17 protein-coding genes are annotated in these 17,502 nt (G+C 64.7%); 2 read left to right on the forward strand and 15 right to left on the reverse strand.

Features of this window, described 5'->3' with window-relative positions:
* Positions 1–51 precede the first annotated feature (51 nt).
* From radA to LPJ38_RS22330, 12 genes are all read right to left on the reverse strand, one after another.
* Entirely contained in the window at positions 52–1,497 is a 1,446-nt protein-coding gene (radA, locus tag LPJ38_RS22275; RefSeq protein ID WP_145632443.1) for a DNA repair protein RadA, read from the reverse strand.
* Positions 1,498–1,513: 16 nt separating this feature from the next.
* Entirely contained in the window at positions 1,514–2,242 is a 729-nt protein-coding gene (locus tag LPJ38_RS22280; RefSeq protein ID WP_145632440.1) for a sulfite exporter TauE/SafE family protein, read from the reverse strand.
* 57 nt (positions 2,243–2,299) lie between these two features.
* Complete coding sequence (locus LPJ38_RS22285; protein WP_145632437.1) at positions 2,300–3,217, reverse strand: ribokinase; 918 nt, start codon at positions 3,215–3,217, stop codon at positions 2,300–2,302.
* Between the two features lie 13 nt (positions 3,218–3,230).
* On the reverse strand, positions 3,231–3,677 hold the full coding sequence (rpiB, locus tag LPJ38_RS22290) for a ribose 5-phosphate isomerase B (protein ID WP_145632434.1): 447 nt from the start codon (positions 3,675–3,677) through the stop codon (positions 3,231–3,233).
* A gap of 70 nt (positions 3,678–3,747) precedes the next feature.
* Positions 3,748–4,542, reverse strand: coding sequence for a transporter substrate-binding domain-containing protein (locus LPJ38_RS22295; protein WP_145632432.1), 795 nt, complete (start codon positions 4,540–4,542; stop codon positions 3,748–3,750).
* Between the two features lie 21 nt (positions 4,543–4,563).
* Complete coding sequence (locus LPJ38_RS22300; RefSeq protein ID WP_145632525.1) at positions 4,564–5,322, reverse strand: amino acid ABC transporter ATP-binding protein; 759 nt, start codon at positions 5,320–5,322, stop codon at positions 4,564–4,566.
* Between the two features lies 1 nt (position 5,323).
* Positions 5,324–5,992, reverse strand: coding sequence for an amino acid ABC transporter permease (locus LPJ38_RS22305; RefSeq protein WP_167520430.1), 669 nt, complete (start codon positions 5,990–5,992; stop codon positions 5,324–5,326).
* A gap of 7 nt (positions 5,993–5,999) precedes the next feature.
* A complete protein-coding gene (locus tag LPJ38_RS22310; RefSeq protein ID WP_145632429.1) occupies positions 6,000–6,683 on the reverse strand; it encodes an amino acid ABC transporter permease in 684 nt (227 codons plus the stop codon).
* A 10-nt stretch (positions 6,684–6,693) separates the two neighbouring features.
* Positions 6,694–7,593 (reverse strand): NAD(P)-dependent oxidoreductase, encoded by a 900-nt coding sequence (locus LPJ38_RS22315; protein WP_145632426.1) that lies wholly within the window; start codon positions 7,591–7,593, stop codon positions 6,694–6,696.
* Positions 7,594–7,647: 54 nt separating this feature from the next.
* Entirely contained in the window at positions 7,648–8,388 is a 741-nt protein-coding gene (locus LPJ38_RS22320; protein ID WP_145632423.1) for a FadR/GntR family transcriptional regulator, read from the reverse strand.
* 188 nt (positions 8,389–8,576) lie between these two features.
* Entirely contained in the window at positions 8,577–10,814 is a 2,238-nt protein-coding gene (glgX, locus tag LPJ38_RS22325) for a glycogen debranching protein GlgX (RefSeq protein WP_145632421.1), read from the reverse strand.
* Positions 10,815–10,837: 23 nt separating this feature from the next.
* Complete coding sequence (locus LPJ38_RS22330; protein WP_145632418.1) at positions 10,838–11,119, reverse strand: DUF3606 domain-containing protein; 282 nt, start codon at positions 11,117–11,119, stop codon at positions 10,838–10,840.
* Between the two features lie 669 nt (positions 11,120–11,788).
* Here LPJ38_RS22330 and LPJ38_RS22335 point away from each other — a divergent pair.
* On the forward strand, positions 11,789–12,565 hold the full coding sequence (locus LPJ38_RS22335; RefSeq protein ID WP_145632522.1) for a potassium channel family protein: 777 nt from the start codon (positions 11,789–11,791) through the stop codon (positions 12,563–12,565).
* Between the two features lie 189 nt (positions 12,566–12,754).
* Here LPJ38_RS22335 and LPJ38_RS22340 read toward each other — a convergent pair whose 3' ends face one another.
* Entirely contained in the window at positions 12,755–13,525 is a 771-nt protein-coding gene (locus LPJ38_RS22340; protein WP_145632415.1) for an exodeoxyribonuclease III, read from the reverse strand.
* A 39-nt stretch (positions 13,526–13,564) separates the two neighbouring features.
* Between LPJ38_RS22340 and LPJ38_RS22345 the strand changes: the two genes are divergently transcribed.
* On the forward strand, positions 13,565–13,786 hold the full coding sequence (locus LPJ38_RS22345; protein ID WP_145632414.1) for a cysteine rich repeat-containing protein: 222 nt from the start codon (positions 13,565–13,567) through the stop codon (positions 13,784–13,786).
* Between the two features lie 130 nt (positions 13,787–13,916).
* Here the strand turns inward: LPJ38_RS22345 and alr are convergent, their stop codons facing one another.
* Positions 13,917–15,200 carry an alanine racemase gene (alr, locus tag LPJ38_RS22350; protein ID WP_145632410.1) on the reverse strand — a complete coding sequence of 428 codons (1,284 nt, stop codon included), beginning with the start codon at positions 15,198–15,200 and terminating at the stop codon, positions 13,917–13,919.
* Positions 15,201–15,240: 40 nt separating this feature from the next.
* Positions 15,241–16,752: a replicative DNA helicase gene (locus LPJ38_RS22355; RefSeq protein ID WP_008551850.1), complete on the reverse strand. Its 1,512-nt coding sequence runs from the start codon at positions 16,750–16,752 to the stop codon at positions 15,241–15,243.
* Positions 16,753–17,502: the final 750 nt, after the last annotated feature.

Genomic DNA, 17,502 nt, shown 5'->3' on the forward strand with positions numbered 1-17,502 from the left:
GCTGCTTTGTGACGGCTGTATAGCGGCGGAGGCCTCCGGCGTCACCTCCGGCTAACCCTCTCCGCGGCGGAATCTTGCCGGTGTGGCATTTTTTTCGGCCGGCCCGTTCGATTCGCCCCGACGGGAGCCGCGGGCGGCGACTTCAGCGACCAGTGTCGTCAGGCTGTTGACCGCGTTCAGCGACAATCCGGCATCGCCGCCCGCCTCGCCGCGGGCCGATTCGGGCAGCACGGCGCGCTGAAAGCCGAGTTTTGCAGCTTCCTTCAGCCGGGCCGGGGTCTGCGCCACCGGGCGGACCACGCCAGAGAGCGAGATCTCGCCGAAATAGACCGCATCCGTTGGTAACTGCGCATTAACCAGGGACGATACCAGCGCCGCGGCCGCAGCCAGGTCCGCCGCCGGCTCGTGGATGCGCAGGCCGCCCGCGACGTTCAGATAGACGTCGTGGCCCGACAGCTTGACCCCGCAATGGGCTTCCAGCACCGCCAGCACCATCGAAAGCCGGCTCGGATCCCAGCCGACCACGGCCCGGCGCGGGGTGCCGAGCGAGGTCGGCGCCACCAGTGCCTGCAATTCGACCAGCACAGGCCGCGTGCCTTCGATGCCGGCAAAGACGGCGGTGCCGGGCGTGCCGAGATCGCGCTCGGACAAAAACAGCTCGGAGGGGTTGGTGACCTCGCGCAGGCCCAGACCAGTCATCTCGAACACGCCGATCTCGTCCGTCGGGCCGAAACGGTTCTTCACGGCGCGCAGGATGCGGAATTGCTGCGAGCCTTCGCCCTCGAACGACAGCACCGCATCGACCATGTGTTCGACCACGCGGGGACCGGCAATCTGGCCGTCCTTGGTGACGTGGCCGACCAGGATGATGGCCGCGCCGGTCTTCTTGGCAAAGCGGATCAGCGCCTGCGCCGAGGCACGGACCTGCGTCACCGTGCCGGGCGCCGATTCCACGGTGTCGGTCCACATGGTCTGGATCGAGTCGATCACGATCAGCCGGGGCACCGCGCCCTCCGACAGCGTCGAGACGATGTCCTCGACCGAGGTCTCGGCCGCGAGCTGCACCGGCGCATCCGACAGCCCGAGCCGCTCGGCGCGCAGGCGCACCTGCGCGACCGCCTCTTCGCCGGAGATGTAGACGATGCGGTGGCCGGCGCGCGCCAGCATGCTGGTGGCCTGCGTCAGCAGCGTCGACTTGCCGATGCCGGGATCGCCGCCGACCAGCAGCACCGAGCCGCGCACGAAGCCGCCGCCGGTGACGCGGTCGAGCTCGCTCAACCCCGAGGACAGGCGCGGCGCATCCGGGCTCTTTCCCGCGAGGCTCTCCAGCGCAAATGTGCGGCCCTTGCGCTTCGAGCGGATCGATACCGGCACGCTGCCGCTGGTGTCTTCCTCGGCGAGCGTGTTCCACTCGCCGCAGGACTCGCACTTGCCCTGCCAGCGGTTATACGCCGCGCCGCAGTTCTGGCAGACAAAGGAAAGCGTGTTCTTGGCCATGGGACGTCAATCAGACTCAGGTGGCGTGCGTCGCGTTCCATAGCATGGAGAGCCCGGCCGCGACCATGATCGCGTCCATCACCAAGCGGAAGGTTTCCGGCTTGAGATGCAGCACGAATCGCTTTGCGACGAAGGCGCCTGACATCAACGAGGAACCGGCAATCAAGCCTTTGACGAAGACGTCCATGGTCAGCGCGCCGAAGCGCTCGAAGGTCACGGACTTCGCGAAATAGAGCCCGAGCGAGGAGGCCGCTTCGGTGGCGAGGAAAGCGCCCCTGGACAGGCCGTAGAACAGGAACAGCGGCACGCTGAGCGGGCCGGTCGAGACCACGATGCCGGTGAGATAACCGATGACGGCGCCGCCGATGGCGAGGTGCCAGAGATTGGCCTTGAGATCATGGCGCGCCAGCCAGTGCCGCACCGGCACCATCGCGATCAGGAAGAGGCCGATGGTGATGTCGACCGCATGGGAGGGAAGCGCCAGCAGCGTCCGCGCGCCGAGCGCTGCGGCCGGAATACCCGTCACCGAATAGGCCGCGCAAGCCCGCCAATCGACCTCGCGCCACCAGGCCAGGATCCGCGAAAAATTCGCCATGACGGACGCCACCGCCATGATCGGCACGGCCTCCTTCGGACCATAGGCATAGACCAGCACCGGCATCAGCATGATCGACGAGCCGGTGCCGACGATGCCGGAAATGGTGCCGGCGATTAGGCCGACAATGAGGACGAAGAGAAAGGCCAAAACAGCCTCCGCGAATCGGGAGAGTGTAGCCGCGGGCAGGGATATCGGCGATCCGCGCTAGGCGAGGGAGCCCATCGCGCTGCGCATGGGCATGCCGGTCTGGGCGCCGGCTTTGAGGCATTTCAAGGCGGCGGCTTCGCAGCTCACCTCCAGCGCGCGTTGCAGCAAGACGCCCTCGCTGATCATCGCCGCGAACGCGCCGACGAAGGTGTCGCCCGCGCCGGTCGTGTCCACCGGCGTGATGCGCGGGGCGGGCGCGCGCAGGCGGGTGCCCTCTGCCGTCACCGCGAGCGCGCCTTGCGCACCGGCGGTCACGATGCAGGTGAGGTCGCCGGCCCTGGCGAGGTCCGCGGCTGCGGCCTCGTAACTGGGCGGAGCGAGGCCGATGGCGTCGGCGGCGTCCAGCGCCTCGTGCTCGTTGACGAGGAGATGGTCGGTCACGGCGAGAAGCTCCGTCACGATCTCACGGGTCATCCTCTCCGGGACTGGCGCGAGATTCCAGACGACGGTGCCAGCGGCCAATGTCGTCCTGCGCGCGACTTCCAGCGCCTGCGCGACGGGCACCTCCATCTGGAGCACCAGCACAGTGTCGGAATCGAACAGCTCGGCAGGAAGTTCTCCGGCGCTCGCTGTCATGTTGGCGCCGCTCGCCACCGTGATCGCATTCTCTCCGGCCTGATCGACCGTGATGAAGGCGCAGCCGGTCGGCTCGTCGGCTCTGACGACGAGATCGGCGTCGACGCCGTTGGCTCTGAGGTTCTCGATCGCGCTGTCGCCAAATCCGTCCCGGCCGACACGGCCGGCCATGCGCACGCGTCCAGGCCCCGCGATCCGCGCGGCGGCAACGGCCTGATTGGCGCCCTTGCCGCCGAAATGGGTCCGGTAGGACGGCGCCAGCACCGTGCGGCCGGGACCCGGAATCACCGGGACCTGTGCGACCAGATCGATGTTGAGCGATCCGAACACCAGGATCATGGCGGAGAGCCCGTCAGCCTTGCTCGTCCATCACGCGCAGCTTCTCGACGCGGCGGCGGAAATCCTCGTCGGTGGAGAATTCGGCGGACAGGTACGACGACACGAGGTCGACGGCGAGCCAGGCGCCGACGATCTGCGCGCCGATGCACATGACGTTGACGTCGTCATGCTCGACGCTCTGGTGCGCGGAGTGGACGTCGTGGCAGACCGCGGCGCGGATGCCCTTCATCTTGTTGGCGGCGATGGAAGCGCCGACGCCGGTGCCGCACACCATGATGCCGCGTGCTGCCTCGCCAGACGTGACCTTGGCGGCCACGGCGCGGGCGATGTCGGGGAAATCCACCGGCTTGTCGTCATAGGAGCCGACGTCGATGACGTCATGGCCGAGCTTGCGGATGTGGTCGATGACGGTCTGCTTGAGCGGCCAGCCGGCGTGGTCGGATCCGATGACGAGACGCATTTTTTGTCCTTCTTGATCTTGCATGGATCGTGACAGCCGCGCGCGGCTGTCACGAGGTCTTTCCTGTGGTTCAGCTGCGCATATCCGGCGGCAGATCGACGCCGTGGAATTTCTTGTAGATGGCGTTGAGCTTGCCGTTCTTGACGTTCTCGGTGATCCAGGCGTTGAGCTTGTCCATCAGCGGCTGTTCGCCCTTCTTCAGGCCGATGGCGAGATCGAACGTCGCCAGCGGAATCCTGGATTCGAACACGCGCGAGGGGTTCTTCACACCGATCTGGTTGATGATCGTCGCGGACGAGCCGACGCAGTCGACCTGGCCCGACACCGCCGCGGTCACCATGGTAGCATCGTCGTCATAGCGCGCGATCTTGAGGTCCTTGTCCTTCATGTTGGACAAGGTTGTGTCCTGCGTGGTGCCGCGCGAGACGCCGATCGACTTGTCCTTCAGGTCCGGCCAGTCCTTCACGGTCGACGATTTCAGGCAGCCCACGTCGGATTGCAGCGTCGCGTAGCGCTTGGTGAAGTCGATCACCTTGGCGCGCTCCGCCGTCACCGACAGGGTCGAGATGATGATGTCGGCTTTGCCGGTCAGGACGTTCGGAATGCGCGTCGCGCCGGTGGTCTGGATGAATTCCAGCTCGAGCCCCCAATCCTTGGCGAGCAACTGCGCCACTTCGACGTCGGAGCCGGTCGGCTTCATGGTGCTGTCCATCATGCCCGAGGGCGGGATGGCGAGGTCGGTGGAGATGCGGATCTTCTTCGCTTTCATGATGTCGTCGAGCAGGTTGGCCGACGCGGGCGTTGCCGCCATCATGATGAGGCCGCACAACGCGGCGGCAGTCCCGAGCACTATCTTGTTGGTCATCCCTTGGTTCTCCTCTCCCTGTTATGATTTTAGGTTTCCCGTTCCCACGAATTGCGTGAGTTCGGGCGTGGTCGGCGACGTCAGGATCGAGGCGGGTCCGGTCTCGTGGACCTTGCCGCGATGCATGAACACGATCCGGTCGGCGATGCCTTTGGCGAAACCCATCTCGTGGGTTACCATCACCATGGTCATGCCGTCGGCCGCGAGCTGCTCGATCACCTTGAGCACTTCGCCGGTGAGCTCGGGATCGAGTGCGGAGGTGACCTCGTCGAACAGCATCACCTTCGGCTGCATGGCGAGCGAGCGGGCGATCGCGGCGCGCTGCTGCTGTCCGCCCGAGAGCTGCTCGGGATAGGCGTGCAGCTTCTCCTCGAGCCCGACCTGCGCCAGCACTTTTCGCGCGAGGTCCTTGGCTTGCGCCGACGCCATGCCCTTCACCGCGCAGGGCGCAAGCGTGATGTTCTGCTCGATGGTGAGGTGCGGAAACAGATTGTAGCTCTGGAACACGATGCCGACGTCCTGGCGCAGCGCACGCAAGTTCACGTCGGGACGGTCGACGCGATGGCCGCAGACCACGATCTCGCCGCCGTCGACCTTCTCGAAGCGGTCGATGCAGCGCAGCGCCGTGCTCTTGCCGGAGCCGGAGCGGCCGATCAGCGCCAGCACTTCACCGCGCGCGACGGCAAAGGAAACGCCGTCGAGCACGCGGAGCGCGCCAAAGCTCTTCTGCACGTTGTGGAGCGATACGATCGGTTCGGAGGAGGGGGCGTTTTGCTGCATGTCAGGCTGGCGCGAGGTTGGATCGGCCACGCCCCATCCGCCGCTCCAGCCTCTGGCTGAACAGCGACAACGGATAGCACATGGCGAAGTAGGTGACGGCGATGATGGCGTAGATGGCGAATGGCTCGAACAGCGAGTTGTTGACGATCTGGCCGGATCGCATCAGCTCGACGAAGCCGACGACGGAGGCGAGCGAGGTGTTCTTGATGATCTGCACCATGAAGCCGACGGTCGGCGGCGTGGCGATGCGGATCGCCTGCGGCAGGATCACCTTGACCATGCGCTGGGTCCGGCTCAGCGCCAGGCCCTCCGCGGCCTCCCATTGCGGTTTCGGCACGGACTGGATGCAGCCGCGCCAGATCTCGCCGAGATAGGCGGCGACATAGAGCGTGAGCGAGGCGCCGGCGGCGACCAGCGGCGAGACCTTCAGGCCGATGGCGGCGAGGCCGAAATAGCCGAGGAAGAGGATGACGAGCAGCGGCGTGCCCTGGATGAGCTGGACGTAGACGGCACTGGCGATCCGCACCGATTTCAGCGGCGAGATCCGCGCCAGCGCGATCACGAAGCCGACGATGCCGCCGCCGATCAGCGCGATGAGCGACAGGCCAATTGTCCACAGAGCGCCCTGGCCGAGGAACATCAGGTGGTTGATGTTGAGATGTCCGCCCATGGTCATCTCACAACGGCGTACCGAGCCGGCGCCGGCGCGGAAACAGGACAAGGCCTAGGCCCCAGAAGCCGGCCCGCATCACCAGCGACAGGATGACGTAGAGCACGGCGACGATGATGTAGGTCTCGAACGCGCGATAGGTGTCCGACTGGATGTAGTTGGCGACCGCGGTGAGCTCCTCGGCCGAAATCTGCGAGCAGACCGAGGAGGCCAGCATCAACAGCACGAACTGGCTGGTGAGCGCCGGATAGACCTTCTCGACCGCCGGCAGCAGGATGATGTGCCAGTAGATCTGCAAGCGCGACAGCGCCAGCCCCTCGGCGGCCTCGATCTGCCCGCGCGGGATCGCCTCGAAGCCGGCCCGCATGATCTCCGCGGTATAGGCGCCGACATTGATCGTCAGCGCCGCCACCGCCACGGTGAAGGCGGAATATTTCAGGCCGAGGCTGGCGAGACCGAAATAGACCAGGAAGATCTGCACCAGCAGCGGGGTGTTGCGGATGGTCTCGACATAGACCTTGCAGGCGCCTGATATCAGCACGTTGTGCGTGCCGCGTCCGACCGCGGCGAGCGTGCCGAGCAGGGCCCCGAGTACGGTCGCGAAGAATGCCAACTCCAACGTCAGCACGGCGCCGGCGAGAAAACTCGGCCAACGCTCCAGCACTGCGGGAAAGTCGAGTTGGAGGCTCATTGTTTCAGAGTTAGCCGGTTGTCTGGTTGGTCATGCGGTCATAGACGCGGAACAGCGCCTGGTTGCCGTTGCTGCCTTCACCATGGGCGCGCGCATCGACATATTGGCTGGTGACGAGCGCGGTGCCGGGCAGGGGCACGTTCAGGGCCTGCGCGTGCTCCTGCACGAGGCGAAGGTCCTTGAGCTGGAGATCGATCCGGAATCCGGCGGAGACGTCGCCCGCGATCATCGCAGGACCGAGCTTGTCGAGCATCCAGGACGCGGCGGAGCCACCGAGCAGCACCCGGCGCAGCAGGTTGAGATCGAGGCCCGAAGCGCGGCCGAGCGCCAGCGCCTCGCAGATCGCCTGGATGTTGATGCCGCAGATCAGCTGATTGCACAGCTTGACGGTCTGTCCGGCGCCGGACGCGCCGACATAGGTGATGGTCGTGCCCATCGCACGGAAGAACGGCTCGGCCCTGGCGAACGCGTCGGCATCGCCGCCGGCCATGATCGAAAGCGCGGCGTTCTTCGCGCCCACCGGCCCGCCCGAGACCGGCGCGTCGATGAAGCTGACGCCCGTCTTGTGCAGGTCGGCATGGATGCGGCGGACGGCAACCGGCGAGATCGTGCTCATGTCGACGATCAGCTTGCCCGGCGGCGGGGATGTCAGCAGGCCGTGCTCGCCGTAAATGGTCGCTTCGACATGCGGCGTGTCGGGCAGCATGGTGATGACGATGTCGACGCCTTGCGCCGCATCGGCGGGGCTGCTCGCGCGGGTCGCGCCTTGCTGGACGCTGTCCGACACCGCAGCTTCGTTCAGATCGAAGACGCGGACCGCATGTCCCGCCGCCAGCAGGTTGCGCACCATCTCCCGGCCCATCGTGCCGATGCCGATGAAGCCGACATTGCCCTTGTCGTTCCGTCCCATGTCGTCAGTCCGTATTCTTGTTTGATTGGCGTCTTGGTCGATAGCTTGGCGCGATCAGCCCGAGGCACTGGTCTTGTCGACGTCGCCGACGATTGCGCGTCTGCGGTATTCGTCCCCTATGGCGAAATGCTTGCGCAGCGTCGCATCCGCGCGCTCGGGATCGCGCGCGATGAGCGCTTCGAAGATGCGGCGGTGATCGTCGACGAGGTAGGTCTTCATCGACGGGAAGGCCTGCACCAGCTCGCGGCGGCTGCGATGCGAATGCGTCAACAGGCCCGCCATCGAGGCGTGCAGCACGCTCAGCGTCTCCGAATGCGAAGCGACGACGATGGCGCGGTGGAAGTCGAAATCGGCCATGCCGCCGGCATCGGCTTCGTCGATCGTCTCGCCGATCTTCGCCAGCGCGCGTTGCAGGCGTTCGAAATCGGCGATGTTGGCGCGTTCGCAGGCAAGCCTGATCGCCTGGCATTCGATCGCGACGCGCGCCTGCATGACGTCGTCGAGCATGTCGGCCTGCTGGGCGAGCGCGAAGGTGAAGAAGTCGTTCAGCACCGAGACGTCAGGCCGCGTCACCACGGTGCCGATGCGGTCGCGGATCTCGACGATCCCCAGCACGGTGAGGGCGCGTAGCGCTTCGCGCACGATCGGCCGGCTGACGCCGAGCAGGGTGGCGAGCTCGCGCTCCGAGATCAGGCGGTCGCCCGGCCTCAGCGAGCCCGCAAGCAGGCGTTCGCGCAGGAAGGCGAACACCTTCTCGAACCCCTTTTCGCCCTCGGTGGCCCGCTTGAGCTCCATCCCCTCTATCTCTTTGGTCTGATCTTGGTCAGACCAGTATGCTGACCAGAGTGCGGAGGTCAAGGGGTTTGCTCGGCCGCTTGGAAGGGGGCGCGCGGAGTCAGCAACCCGCCTGCTAAGGCATTGAGGCGAAAGGCGGCTAGTGTGCATGGGCCGCGGATTCGCGTGCTTCTAGCCGGGTTGGAACGCTAGCCGGGCAGCGGCGCTTCCGCGATATCGAGCAGCGCCCCAAGACCCTGTCGCAGGCGACGCGTGGCCGCGTTCTCGGTGGCAAGGCCGAAGACAACGAGCGATCGTCCCGTCACCGCGTAAGCGTGCCCGAACTCGAACGCGGGCATCTGGACATCCGGCTGATTGGTGTCGATCAGCCCCAACCAGCGACTTCCATCGGTGACGGGCGGCAAGGTGAAATTCACGACGTCGTAATGGGCATTGTAGACCAGAAGCATCGTTGCGTCCGAGCCGCGTCGCTTGATGCCGGTCTCCTGTGCGCGTCCGTCGAGCAGCATCCCGAAACATTTGGCGTTACCGTCCTGCCATTGCTCGTCGGTCATCTCGTCGCCGGTGGGTGACAGCCAGGCCACGTCCTTGACGTCGAGCTCCTCGTTGTGAGAGCCGACCAGGAAGCGGCTGCGGTAGAGGATCGGGAAGGCCTTGCGCGTGGCAATCAGCTTGCGGGTGAATTCACGAAGGCTCCGTCCATTTGCCGTGATGCCCATCCAGTCGAGCCAGGTCGTCTCGTTGTCCTGGGCATAGGCATTGTTGTTGCCGTTCTGGGTGTGTCCGAACTCGTCGCCGGCCAGCAGCATCGGTGTGCCGTGGGACAGCAGCATGGTCGCGAGCAGATTCCGCTTCTGACGCTCGCGTAGCGCCGTAATCTCCGGATCGTTCGTCGGTCCTTCGGCGCCGCAATTCCAGGAATGATTGTTGCTGTGGCCGTCGCGATTGTCCTCCCCATTCGCCTCGTTGTGCTTGTCGTTGTACGAGACGAGGTCGTTGAGGTTGAAGCCGTCATGCGCCGCGACGAAATTGACGCTGGCCCAGGGGCGCCGTCCGCGCCTGTTGAAGAGGTCGCCGGACCCTGACACACGTTTGGCGAGATCCGCCAGCGTGCCTTCATCACCCTTCCAGAAGGCGCGGACGGTATCCCTGAACTTGTCATTCCACTCGGCCCATCCAGGCGGAAACTGGCCGACCTGGTAGCCGCCAGGACCGATGTCCCAGGGCTCTGCGATCAGCTTGACGCTGGAAAGCACCGGATCCTGACGGCAGGCGTCGAGGAAGCCGCCGCCTTCGTCGAAGCCATAGGGCTCGCGCGCGAGGATGGTGGCGAGGTCGAAGCGGAAGCCATCGACCCGCATCTCCGTCGCCCAATAGCGCAGGGAATCCGCGACCAGCTGAAGCACGCGCGGATGCGAGAGGTTCACCGTGTTACCGGTGCCGGTGTCGTTGATGTAATAGCGCTTCTGGTCCGGCAGCAAGCGGTAGTAGCTGGCGTTGTCGATGCCCTTGAACGACAGCGTCGGGCCGAGTTCGTTGCCTTCCGCGGTGTGATTGTAGACCACGTCCAGGATGACCTCGATGCCGTGAGCGTGAAACTGGTTGACCATTTCCTTGAATTCGTTCGCAAATGGCGTCTTCATGTAACGCGGCTCCGCCGCGAGGAAGGCGATGGAATTGTAGCCCCAGTAATTGCGCAGGCCTTTGTCGACCAGGTAGCTGTCGTCAACGAAGGCGTGGATCGGCAGCAGCTCCGCGCTGGTGATCCCGAGCGAGCGCAGATAGGCGGGGATGTCCGAATGCGCCAGGCCCGAGAACGTGCCGCGGTCGGCTTCGGGCACCAGCGGATGCAGCTGCGTAAAACCTTTGACGTGCATCTCGTAGACGATCGTCCGCTCCCACGGCACTTCGGGCTTGCGCGCCGCGCCCCAGGTGAACGCGGGGTCGATGACGCGGCACTTCTGCATCAGGGGCGCGCTATCGCGCTCGTCATAGGAGAGGTCCTTGTCGGCGTGATCGAGCTGATAGCCGAACAGCTCGGGCCCCCAGCGCAGTTGCCCGACCAGCTGCTTGGCATAGGGATCGAGCAGGAGCTTGTTGGGATTGAAGCGGTGTCCGGCGTCAGGCTCGTAGGGCCCATGGACGCGATAGCCGTAGACGGTGCCGGGGCGGGCCGAGGGCAGATAGCCGTGCCAGACCTCATCGGTATATTCAGGAAGCTCGATCCGCTCGAGTTCGGTTTTACCGTCGTCGTCGAACAGGCAGAGCTCGACCTTGGTGGCGTGGGCCGAGAACAGCGCGAAATTGACGCCGAGACCATCCCAGGTGGCCCCGAGCGGAAACGGTTTGCCCTCGGTGATCCTCGATCGGCGCAGGCTCGACGCCGCCCGCGTCAGGGCGTCGTCTGATTGCGTTTTTTGGTCCATGTCTGCCCCCGATGACAATCCGGTCAGGATGTCGGCGCCGTTGCGGGTATCTCGGTCGCGGCCTGCTCGGTGGCCGCAGCCGAGGCGATCACTGCCGCGGGAGGCACGTCGGCCGGCTTGGCCAGCGCGTTGGCGCGCTGCTTGGCGACTTCCTTGCTGATCGCGGTGATCGAATTGCCGATCCGCTCGGCGATCGCAGTCAGCTCGGCATCGGACAGACCCAAACGCTTTCTCACGAGGCGCATTTGAGCGCGGTCGGTCAAGTCGAGCTTGTTGCGGACTGGTTTCGATATCGAGCGGCGCATGGCGGCAACTCCTGTGTGTGGTCGTAACCGTGGCTCGATGATTCCGTTCCATCAGGCGGCAAACGGCGTCACGCCGCGCTCATCTCCAGGCTCGCGAAAGGTGGATATTCATGATTGGTCACCGATGGCTGCTAGATCGATGATCTGTAGAGCGCTGCGCAGGATTTGGCCGACTGGCTCCAGCTGAAGGCCTGCGCCATGGCGGCGACGCAACAAAAGTTCCTAAGCTCCAAGGGCGCCTGAGTTATTTTTGCAATCGGTGCAAAAGTGGACAAAAGCGAGCCGCATATTCGATGCTGTTCATAGGAGGCGGCTGTCGAGACGCCGTTCTATTAGCCGCCGAGTTGACGCGGGAAGGGCGGCGCTAGGAGTTTTCGCATTTCAAGGCTTTCTCGACACCGAAATGCGCGCCAAAATTCCGAACCCATGCGACGAGAGGACTTTTCAAGCCTCGAAGCTTGATTGGAGCAGCATTGACCGTTCTCCCAACTGTGTGTGCTTCCGGGCTGACGGCGCAGTTGCTGAAGATCTGGCGCGAGAGGGCCGGCGGACGAACAAGCCCTCCTGCCGGGCAACATCATCGTACGACTGGGGACAGGCCCGACCCGCGTGAGCTTGCGGCGCGCGCTGCCGACTGCCATCATCCGCGCAAACCGTGATCATAGTGCCGTGACCCTCACGTCTTTCAGAAGCAATGTCCGCCGCCTTTACGAGGGCGAAACGCCGAGCGGCGTCCGTTTCCGCTATGCGTTGCTGGCCTTCGACATCGTGACGGTGCTGTTCATCATCGCAACATCGTTCCTGCCTCCCAGCGAGATCATCGAAACGCTCGATGTTCTCTTCGGCGCCCTGCTGCTGGCCGACTTTTCGGCACGGCTCCTCGTCGACCGGCATCCGTTTCGGAAGTTCACCCAGCTCGCGACGTGGGCTGACATGGTCGCCATCGTATCCTTCCTGGCGCCGCTGGCCGGCGAGGCGGGCGGCTTTCTCCGGATCTTGCGAACGCTGGGGCTGCTCCGCGACTACCAGATGCTGGTGAGGCTGCGCCTCGATTCCCCGTTCTTTCGGCGCAACGAAGAGGTCATCTTCGCCGTCACGAACCTGGCCGTCTTCATCTTCGTCATGACCGGCATCGTTTACGAGACCCAGAAATTTCGCAACGACGAGATCCGGAACTATGCCGATGCCCTGTATTTCACCGTCACGGCGCTGACGACGACGGGCTTTGGCGACATTACCCTGGCGGGTACGTTCGGTCGTCTGATCACCGTCGTCATCATGATTTTCGGCGTCACGCTGTTCTTCAATCTCGCCCGCGCGCTGCTCAGTCCGCACAAGGTGCGGTTTCCATGCCCGACCTGCGGGCTCCAGAGGCACGATGCCGACGCCGTGCATTGCAAGGCCTGTGGCACCGTTCTCAACATTCCAGACGAGGGGGCAGTTTGAGAAGGTCTGGCGACCTGCGCCGCAGTTGGACGCCCCTCGATGGGGACATCATGCCAGTGTTTTGCCCGACGGATCAACTTTGGTTTCGGAATAGCCGCAAGTCATTGATCGGACAGGGGTCTCCTACTGTGCATGGGGTTGTTTTCACCGCTTTGTTTCGACCGGTTTGTTTTGACCGTTCTGTGAAGATCATCGCAACACGATCCATGCCGGCGCGTGGTCGCTCGCGCCATCCTCGCCGCGGATCTTCTTGTCGACGCCGGCCTTGGCCAGACGCGGGGCGAGGGCGGGGCTGAGCAGGAGATGATCGAGCCGCAGGCCCGCATCGCGCGGCCAGCGGTTTCGCTTGTAGTCCCAGAAGGTGTAGATGCGCTTCTCCGGATGCAGCTCCCGGATCGCGTCGCACCAGCCTTGTGCGACCAGCGAGGCAAACGCTGCGCGGCTCTTCGGCTGGATCAGCGCGTCCTTGTCCCATGAGCGCGTCGGATAGATGTCGATCCCGGTCGGCGCCACGTTGTAATCGCCGGCGAGAACGACGGGCAGGTCCTGCTTGATGAAGGTCTTAGCGTGGCGCTTGAGCCGCGCGAACCAGTCGAGCTTGTAGTCGAATTTCGGTCCCGGCTGCGGATTGCCGTTCGGCAGATAGATGCTGGTGACGATGATGCCGCGTATGGCGGCCTCGATGTAGCGGGCTTCGTGATCGGAGGGTTTGCCAGGCAATCGGTCGCGCGTCAGCACGGGCTCGGCATTGCGGGCGAGGATGGCGACGCCGTTCCATGTCTTTTGTCCACACCACACCGCGCCGTAGCCGGCCTTTTCAATGGCGGCCGCCGGAAATTCGCCATCACTTGCCTTCAACTCCTGAAGCGCGACGACATCGGGCTTCGCCACGCGCATCCATGCCAACAGATTGGGCAGGCGGCGATTGATGTTGTTGATGTTGAATGTCGCGATCTTCATGTAGAGCTGCGGCTCCCGCCTTCCGTCACCGGAGATACAATGTCCAAGCTGAGCTTTGTTGCCATCGCACTCGCCCTCGCGTTCTCCGGAGGCGCATCGGCACAATCGTCCGATCCGCGCGGCGCGTGCAAGACGGACTATGACAAATTCTGCGCCGGCATCGCGCCGGGTGGCGGCCGCGTCGTCGCCTGTCTCGACGGCAAGCGCGATCAGCTCAGCGCGACCTGCAAGGCGGCGCTGGACAACAGGAAGCAGAAATAGCTCTCGCGTCCCGGACGCGCGGAGCGCGAGCCGGGACCCAAAAGGTGACACGGTAGGCTGTTGAGAGATGGGCCCCGGCTCTGCAGCGCATCGCTGAAGGAGCGTTGCGCTGCGTCCGGGGCACGCGCGTCTAACCCGGGAGTGGCGGCTGAGCGGACGGCTGTTCGAGCGGCGGCGTCGATGGCGGCTGCTCGGCCGCCTGTGCGGGAGCGGGCCTTGCTAATGGCTCCTCCACATCGCCGCCCTTGTAGATGCGCGCATAGCGGCGGCCGAGGCTGGTCAGCACCTCATAGCCGATCGTGCCGAAATGATGCGCGAGCTCGTCGACAGTGATGCCCTCGCCGAGCAGCGTCACCATGTGGCCGCGCCGCACCGCGTTCGGCGGCAGGTCGGTGATGTCGATGGCGATCAGGTCCATTGAGATGCGGCCCGCGACCGGGCAGCGCTTGCCGGCCACGATCACCTCGGCGCCGCGGGTGCCGTCATTGGAGCTGGCGGCGCGGAAATAGCCGTCGGCATAACCGACCGCGATGATCGCGAGCTTGGTCGGCCGCCGTGCGCTCCAGGTGCCGCCATAGCCGACGGTCTCGCCGCGCTCGATAGTGCGGATCTGCACGATGCGCGCCTTGAGGTCGACGACCTGCTGCATGGGGTTGTCGGCCTCCGGCGTCGGGTTGACGCCGTAGAGCGCGGCCCCCGGCCGCACCATGTCGAACTGGAACGGCGCGCCGAGGAAGATGCCGGAGGAGTTGGCGAGCGCGGCGGGCACGCCGGTGAACTCACTGGCAATGCCGCGGAAGGCCGCGAGCTGTCTGGCATTGACCTGGCTGTTGAGCTGCTCGGCGGCGACCAGATGGCTCATTACCAGCGTGATGCCGTGATCACCTGCATTGATGCGGGGGATGATGGCGTGCGCCTCGGACAGCGTCAGGCCCAGCCGGTTCATGCCGGTGTCGATGTGAACGGCAGCGCCGCCGGTCCATCCGGTGCGGCGGCAGAACACGTCCCATTCGGCGAGCTCGTTGAGATCGCCGATCACCGGCCGGCAGTTGATCTTGGCGTAGTGCTCGCCGGTGTTCTGGAAGTAGCCGCCGAGCACGTAGATCGTGGGCTCCGGCACGGCCGCGCGCACCTTGCGCGCCTCCTCGATGGTGGCGACGAAAAACGTCTTGCAGCCGGCCTTGCTCAGCGCGCGCGCGACCTCCGCGCCGCCGCAGCCATAGGCGTCGGCCTTGATCACCGCCGCGCACTCGGCCGGTACCGCCGTCTTCTCGAGCTTGCGCCAATTGGCGATGATGGCATCGAGATCGACGGTGAGCACGCCGCCATAGGCAGCGAGCGCGGCGGCCTGGTTGGCCTCCGCGGAGAGAATGCCGGGTTGCGGGTTCGTTTTCGGGTCGGACGCCATTGTCATGGCGCCGTTTTACGCAAGAGGCCTGTCCGGTTCAAGGAACTCAGTAGTCGTTGTCGCTGCGAGCCGGCAGCTGACTGTCAGGCGCGAGGTCGCCGAACCGCGTGACCGAGGCTTCGAACGCCAGGTCGACGGTGCCGGTCGGTCCGTGGCGCTGCTTGCCGATGATGACCTCGGCCTTTCCGTGGGCAAGACTCATGTCGAGCTGCCACTTCTCGTGTTCAGGCGTGCCCGGGCGGGGCTCCTTCATCGCGAGGTAATATTCCTCGCGATAAACGAACAGCACGACGTCGGCGTCCTGCTCGATCGACCCGGATTCACGCAAGTCGGAGAGCTGCGGCCGCTTGTCGTCGCGGGATTCGACCTGACGCGAGAGCTGGGATAGCGCGATCACGGGAACGTTGAGCTCTTTCGCCAATGCCTTCAGGCTGGTCGTGATTTCCGTGATTTCCTGCACACGGCTGTCGCTGGCGCGCTTGCTCGAGCCTGACAACAGCTGGATGTAGTCGATTACCAGCAGGTCGAGGCCCTTCTGGCGCTTCAGCCGGCGGGCGCGTGCCATCAGCTGCGCGATCGACAGGCCGCCGGTGGCATCGACATAGAACGGCAGCGATTGCAGCTCGATCGAGACCTCCCGGATCTTCTCGAAATCGGCTTCCGAGATGCCGCCGCGGCGGATGTGGGAGGAGGGAACGCCGGTGCGCTCGGCCACGATACGCGTGGCGAGCTGGTCGGCTGACATTTCGCAGGAGAAGAAGCCGATCACGCCGCCATTGGCGGCCTTCGTGGTGCCGTCGGCCTGGACTTCCGGAACGTAGGCGCGCGCGACATTGTAGGCGATGTTGGTCGCAAGCGAGGTCTTGCCCATGCCGGGACGGCCCGCGACGATGATGAGGTCGGAATGCTGCAGGCCGCCCATCTTGGTGTCGAGGTCGCGCATGCCGGTCGAGATGCCGGACAGCTTGCCGTCGCGCTGGAACGCCTTGGCCGCGAGATCGACCGCGACCGCCAGCGCCTGCGAGAATTTCTGGAAGCCGCCGTCATAACGGCCGGATTCCGCTAGCTCGTAAAGCTTGCGCTCGGCGTCCTCGATCTGCGCCCGCGGCTGGAAATCGACCGGCGCGTCATAGGCGACGTTGACCATGTCCTCGCCGATTCCGATCAGGTCGCGCCGCAGCGACAGGTCGTAGACGGTGCGGCCGTAGTCCTGCGCATTGATGATGGTGGTCGCTTCGGCCGCGAGCCGTGCCAGATATTGCCCAATGGTCATGCCGCCGACATCGGTGTCTGCGGGTAGGAAGGTCTTCAGCGTGACCGGCGTCGCGATCTTGCCCATCCGGATCAGGCTGCCGGCGGTCTCGAAAATGGTCTGGTGCAGCGGCTCGAAGAAATGCTTCGCCTCGAGAAAGTCCGACACCCGATAGAAAGCGTCGTTGTTGACCAGGATCGCGCCCAGGAGGCTCTGTTCCGCCTCGATATTGTGCGGTGCGCTCCGATAGGCAGGAGTTCCGGCGTCGGGCGCGAGTTTGAGAACGTTCGAATCAGTCAGGGCCATGGTCGGACGTGCTTAGCAATTTTCGTGGGCGGATGCGGGGCCGGGATAAAGCGCCGCCTCACGCCAAAGCGGAAGCGAAAGCTGACCGCTATCAACCGCTCAGTTAAAATGGTGGATGATTGGCAGCTGCGGCAACTGCCGCGCTTGACGGATTTTCACGGAACCGGGGTCTGCCTGAACGCGACCGCGACGTGCCATGGAAAAATCCTGAACCCGTGAACCCAATGGATTGGCGCGCAGACCTAACGAGAGGGCGCGCGAATTGACGCACGCTGGGAGCTTTCGGCTCGGATTCAGATCAGCAGGAGGTAGACCAGCGCGACCAAGGCTGCCCCAACGCCCGTGACGATCAGGGCGTAATCGGTGCGGAGGTCGTCCTGCACGTCGAATGAGGTTTGGGTCTCTTTGCTCATGGCGACGATCTAAGCCAGGTCCGACGAGACTTATGTGAACCAGATCACATCTCCCCGGATTCTTTCGGGCAGAGGCGGAACAGGCCGGCGGGCAGGGGGTTGTCTCCGTCCCGCCAGCAGGGAGACGAGGCGATGCGGCCAGAACGGCAGCACCAGATGTGGCGAAGCGAGGCCAGCAGCCGGCTTTGGCTGGCAGGCCTGATCGCGGCCATGGAGTACGCCGAGCGACCCGAAGTGCGGCGTCAGCCGGTCGCACCTGAACTTCTCGTGGAACTGCGGGCGCAACTAGCGTTAACCGCCTCTTTCCGGCTCTCTCAGATTTCGACCCGGCGTCACT

This window comes from Bradyrhizobium daqingense, assembly GCF_021044685.1.
In the GTDB taxonomy this organism is placed as follows: Bacteria; Pseudomonadota; Alphaproteobacteria; order Rhizobiales; family Xanthobacteraceae; genus Bradyrhizobium; species Bradyrhizobium daqingense.

What these genes read in the sequence shown, in the direction of transcription:
- LPJ38_RS22285 (WP_145632437.1), bottom strand. Translation starts at nt 3,217, where the DNA reads ATGATCCTGGTGTTCGGATCGCTCAACATCGATCTGGTCGCACAGGTC.
- LPJ38_RS22330 (WP_145632418.1), bottom strand. Translation starts at nt 11,119, where the DNA reads ATGCGCCGCTCGATATCGAAACCAGTCCGCAACAAGCTCGACTTGACC.
- rpiB (WP_145632434.1), bottom strand. Translation starts at nt 3,677, where the DNA reads ATGCGTCTCGTCATCGGATCCGACCACGCCGGCTGGCCGCTCAAGCAG.
- LPJ38_RS22300 (WP_145632525.1), bottom strand. Translation starts at nt 5,322, where the DNA reads ATGCAGCAAAACGCCCCCTCCTCCGAACCGATCGTATCGCTCCACAAC.
- radA (WP_145632443.1), bottom strand. Translation starts at nt 1,497, where the DNA reads ATGGCCAAGAACACGCTTTCCTTTGTCTGCCAGAACTGCGGCGCGGCG.
- LPJ38_RS22320 (WP_145632423.1), bottom strand. Translation starts at nt 8,388, where the DNA reads ATGGAGCTCAAGCGGGCCACCGAGGGCGAAAAGGGGTTCGAGAAGGTG.
- LPJ38_RS22295 (WP_145632432.1), bottom strand. Translation starts at nt 4,542, where the DNA reads ATGACCAACAAGATAGTGCTCGGGACTGCCGCCGCGTTGTGCGGCCTC.
- alr (WP_145632410.1), bottom strand. Translation starts at nt 15,200, where the DNA reads ATGACAATGGCGTCCGACCCGAAAACGAACCCGCAACCCGGCATTCTC.
- LPJ38_RS22305 (WP_167520430.1), bottom strand. Translation starts at nt 5,992, where the DNA reads ATGGGCGGACATCTCAACATCAACCACCTGATGTTCCTCGGCCAGGGC.
- LPJ38_RS22310 (WP_145632429.1), bottom strand. Translation starts at nt 6,683, where the DNA reads ATGAGCCTCCAACTCGACTTTCCCGCAGTGCTGGAGCGTTGGCCGAGT.
- LPJ38_RS22355 (WP_008551850.1), bottom strand. Translation starts at nt 16,752, where the DNA reads ATGGCCCTGACTGATTCGAACGTTCTCAAACTCGCGCCCGACGCCGGA.
- LPJ38_RS22340 (WP_145632415.1), bottom strand. Translation starts at nt 13,525, where the DNA reads ATGAAGATCGCGACATTCAACATCAACAACATCAATCGCCGCCTGCCC.
- LPJ38_RS22345 (WP_145632414.1), top strand. Translation starts at nt 13,565, where the DNA reads ATGTCCAAGCTGAGCTTTGTTGCCATCGCACTCGCCCTCGCGTTCTCC.
- LPJ38_RS22315 (WP_145632426.1), bottom strand. Translation starts at nt 7,593, where the DNA reads ATGGGACGGAACGACAAGGGCAATGTCGGCTTCATCGGCATCGGCACG.
- glgX (WP_145632421.1), bottom strand. Translation starts at nt 10,814, where the DNA reads ATGGACCAAAAAACGCAATCAGACGACGCCCTGACGCGGGCGGCGTCG.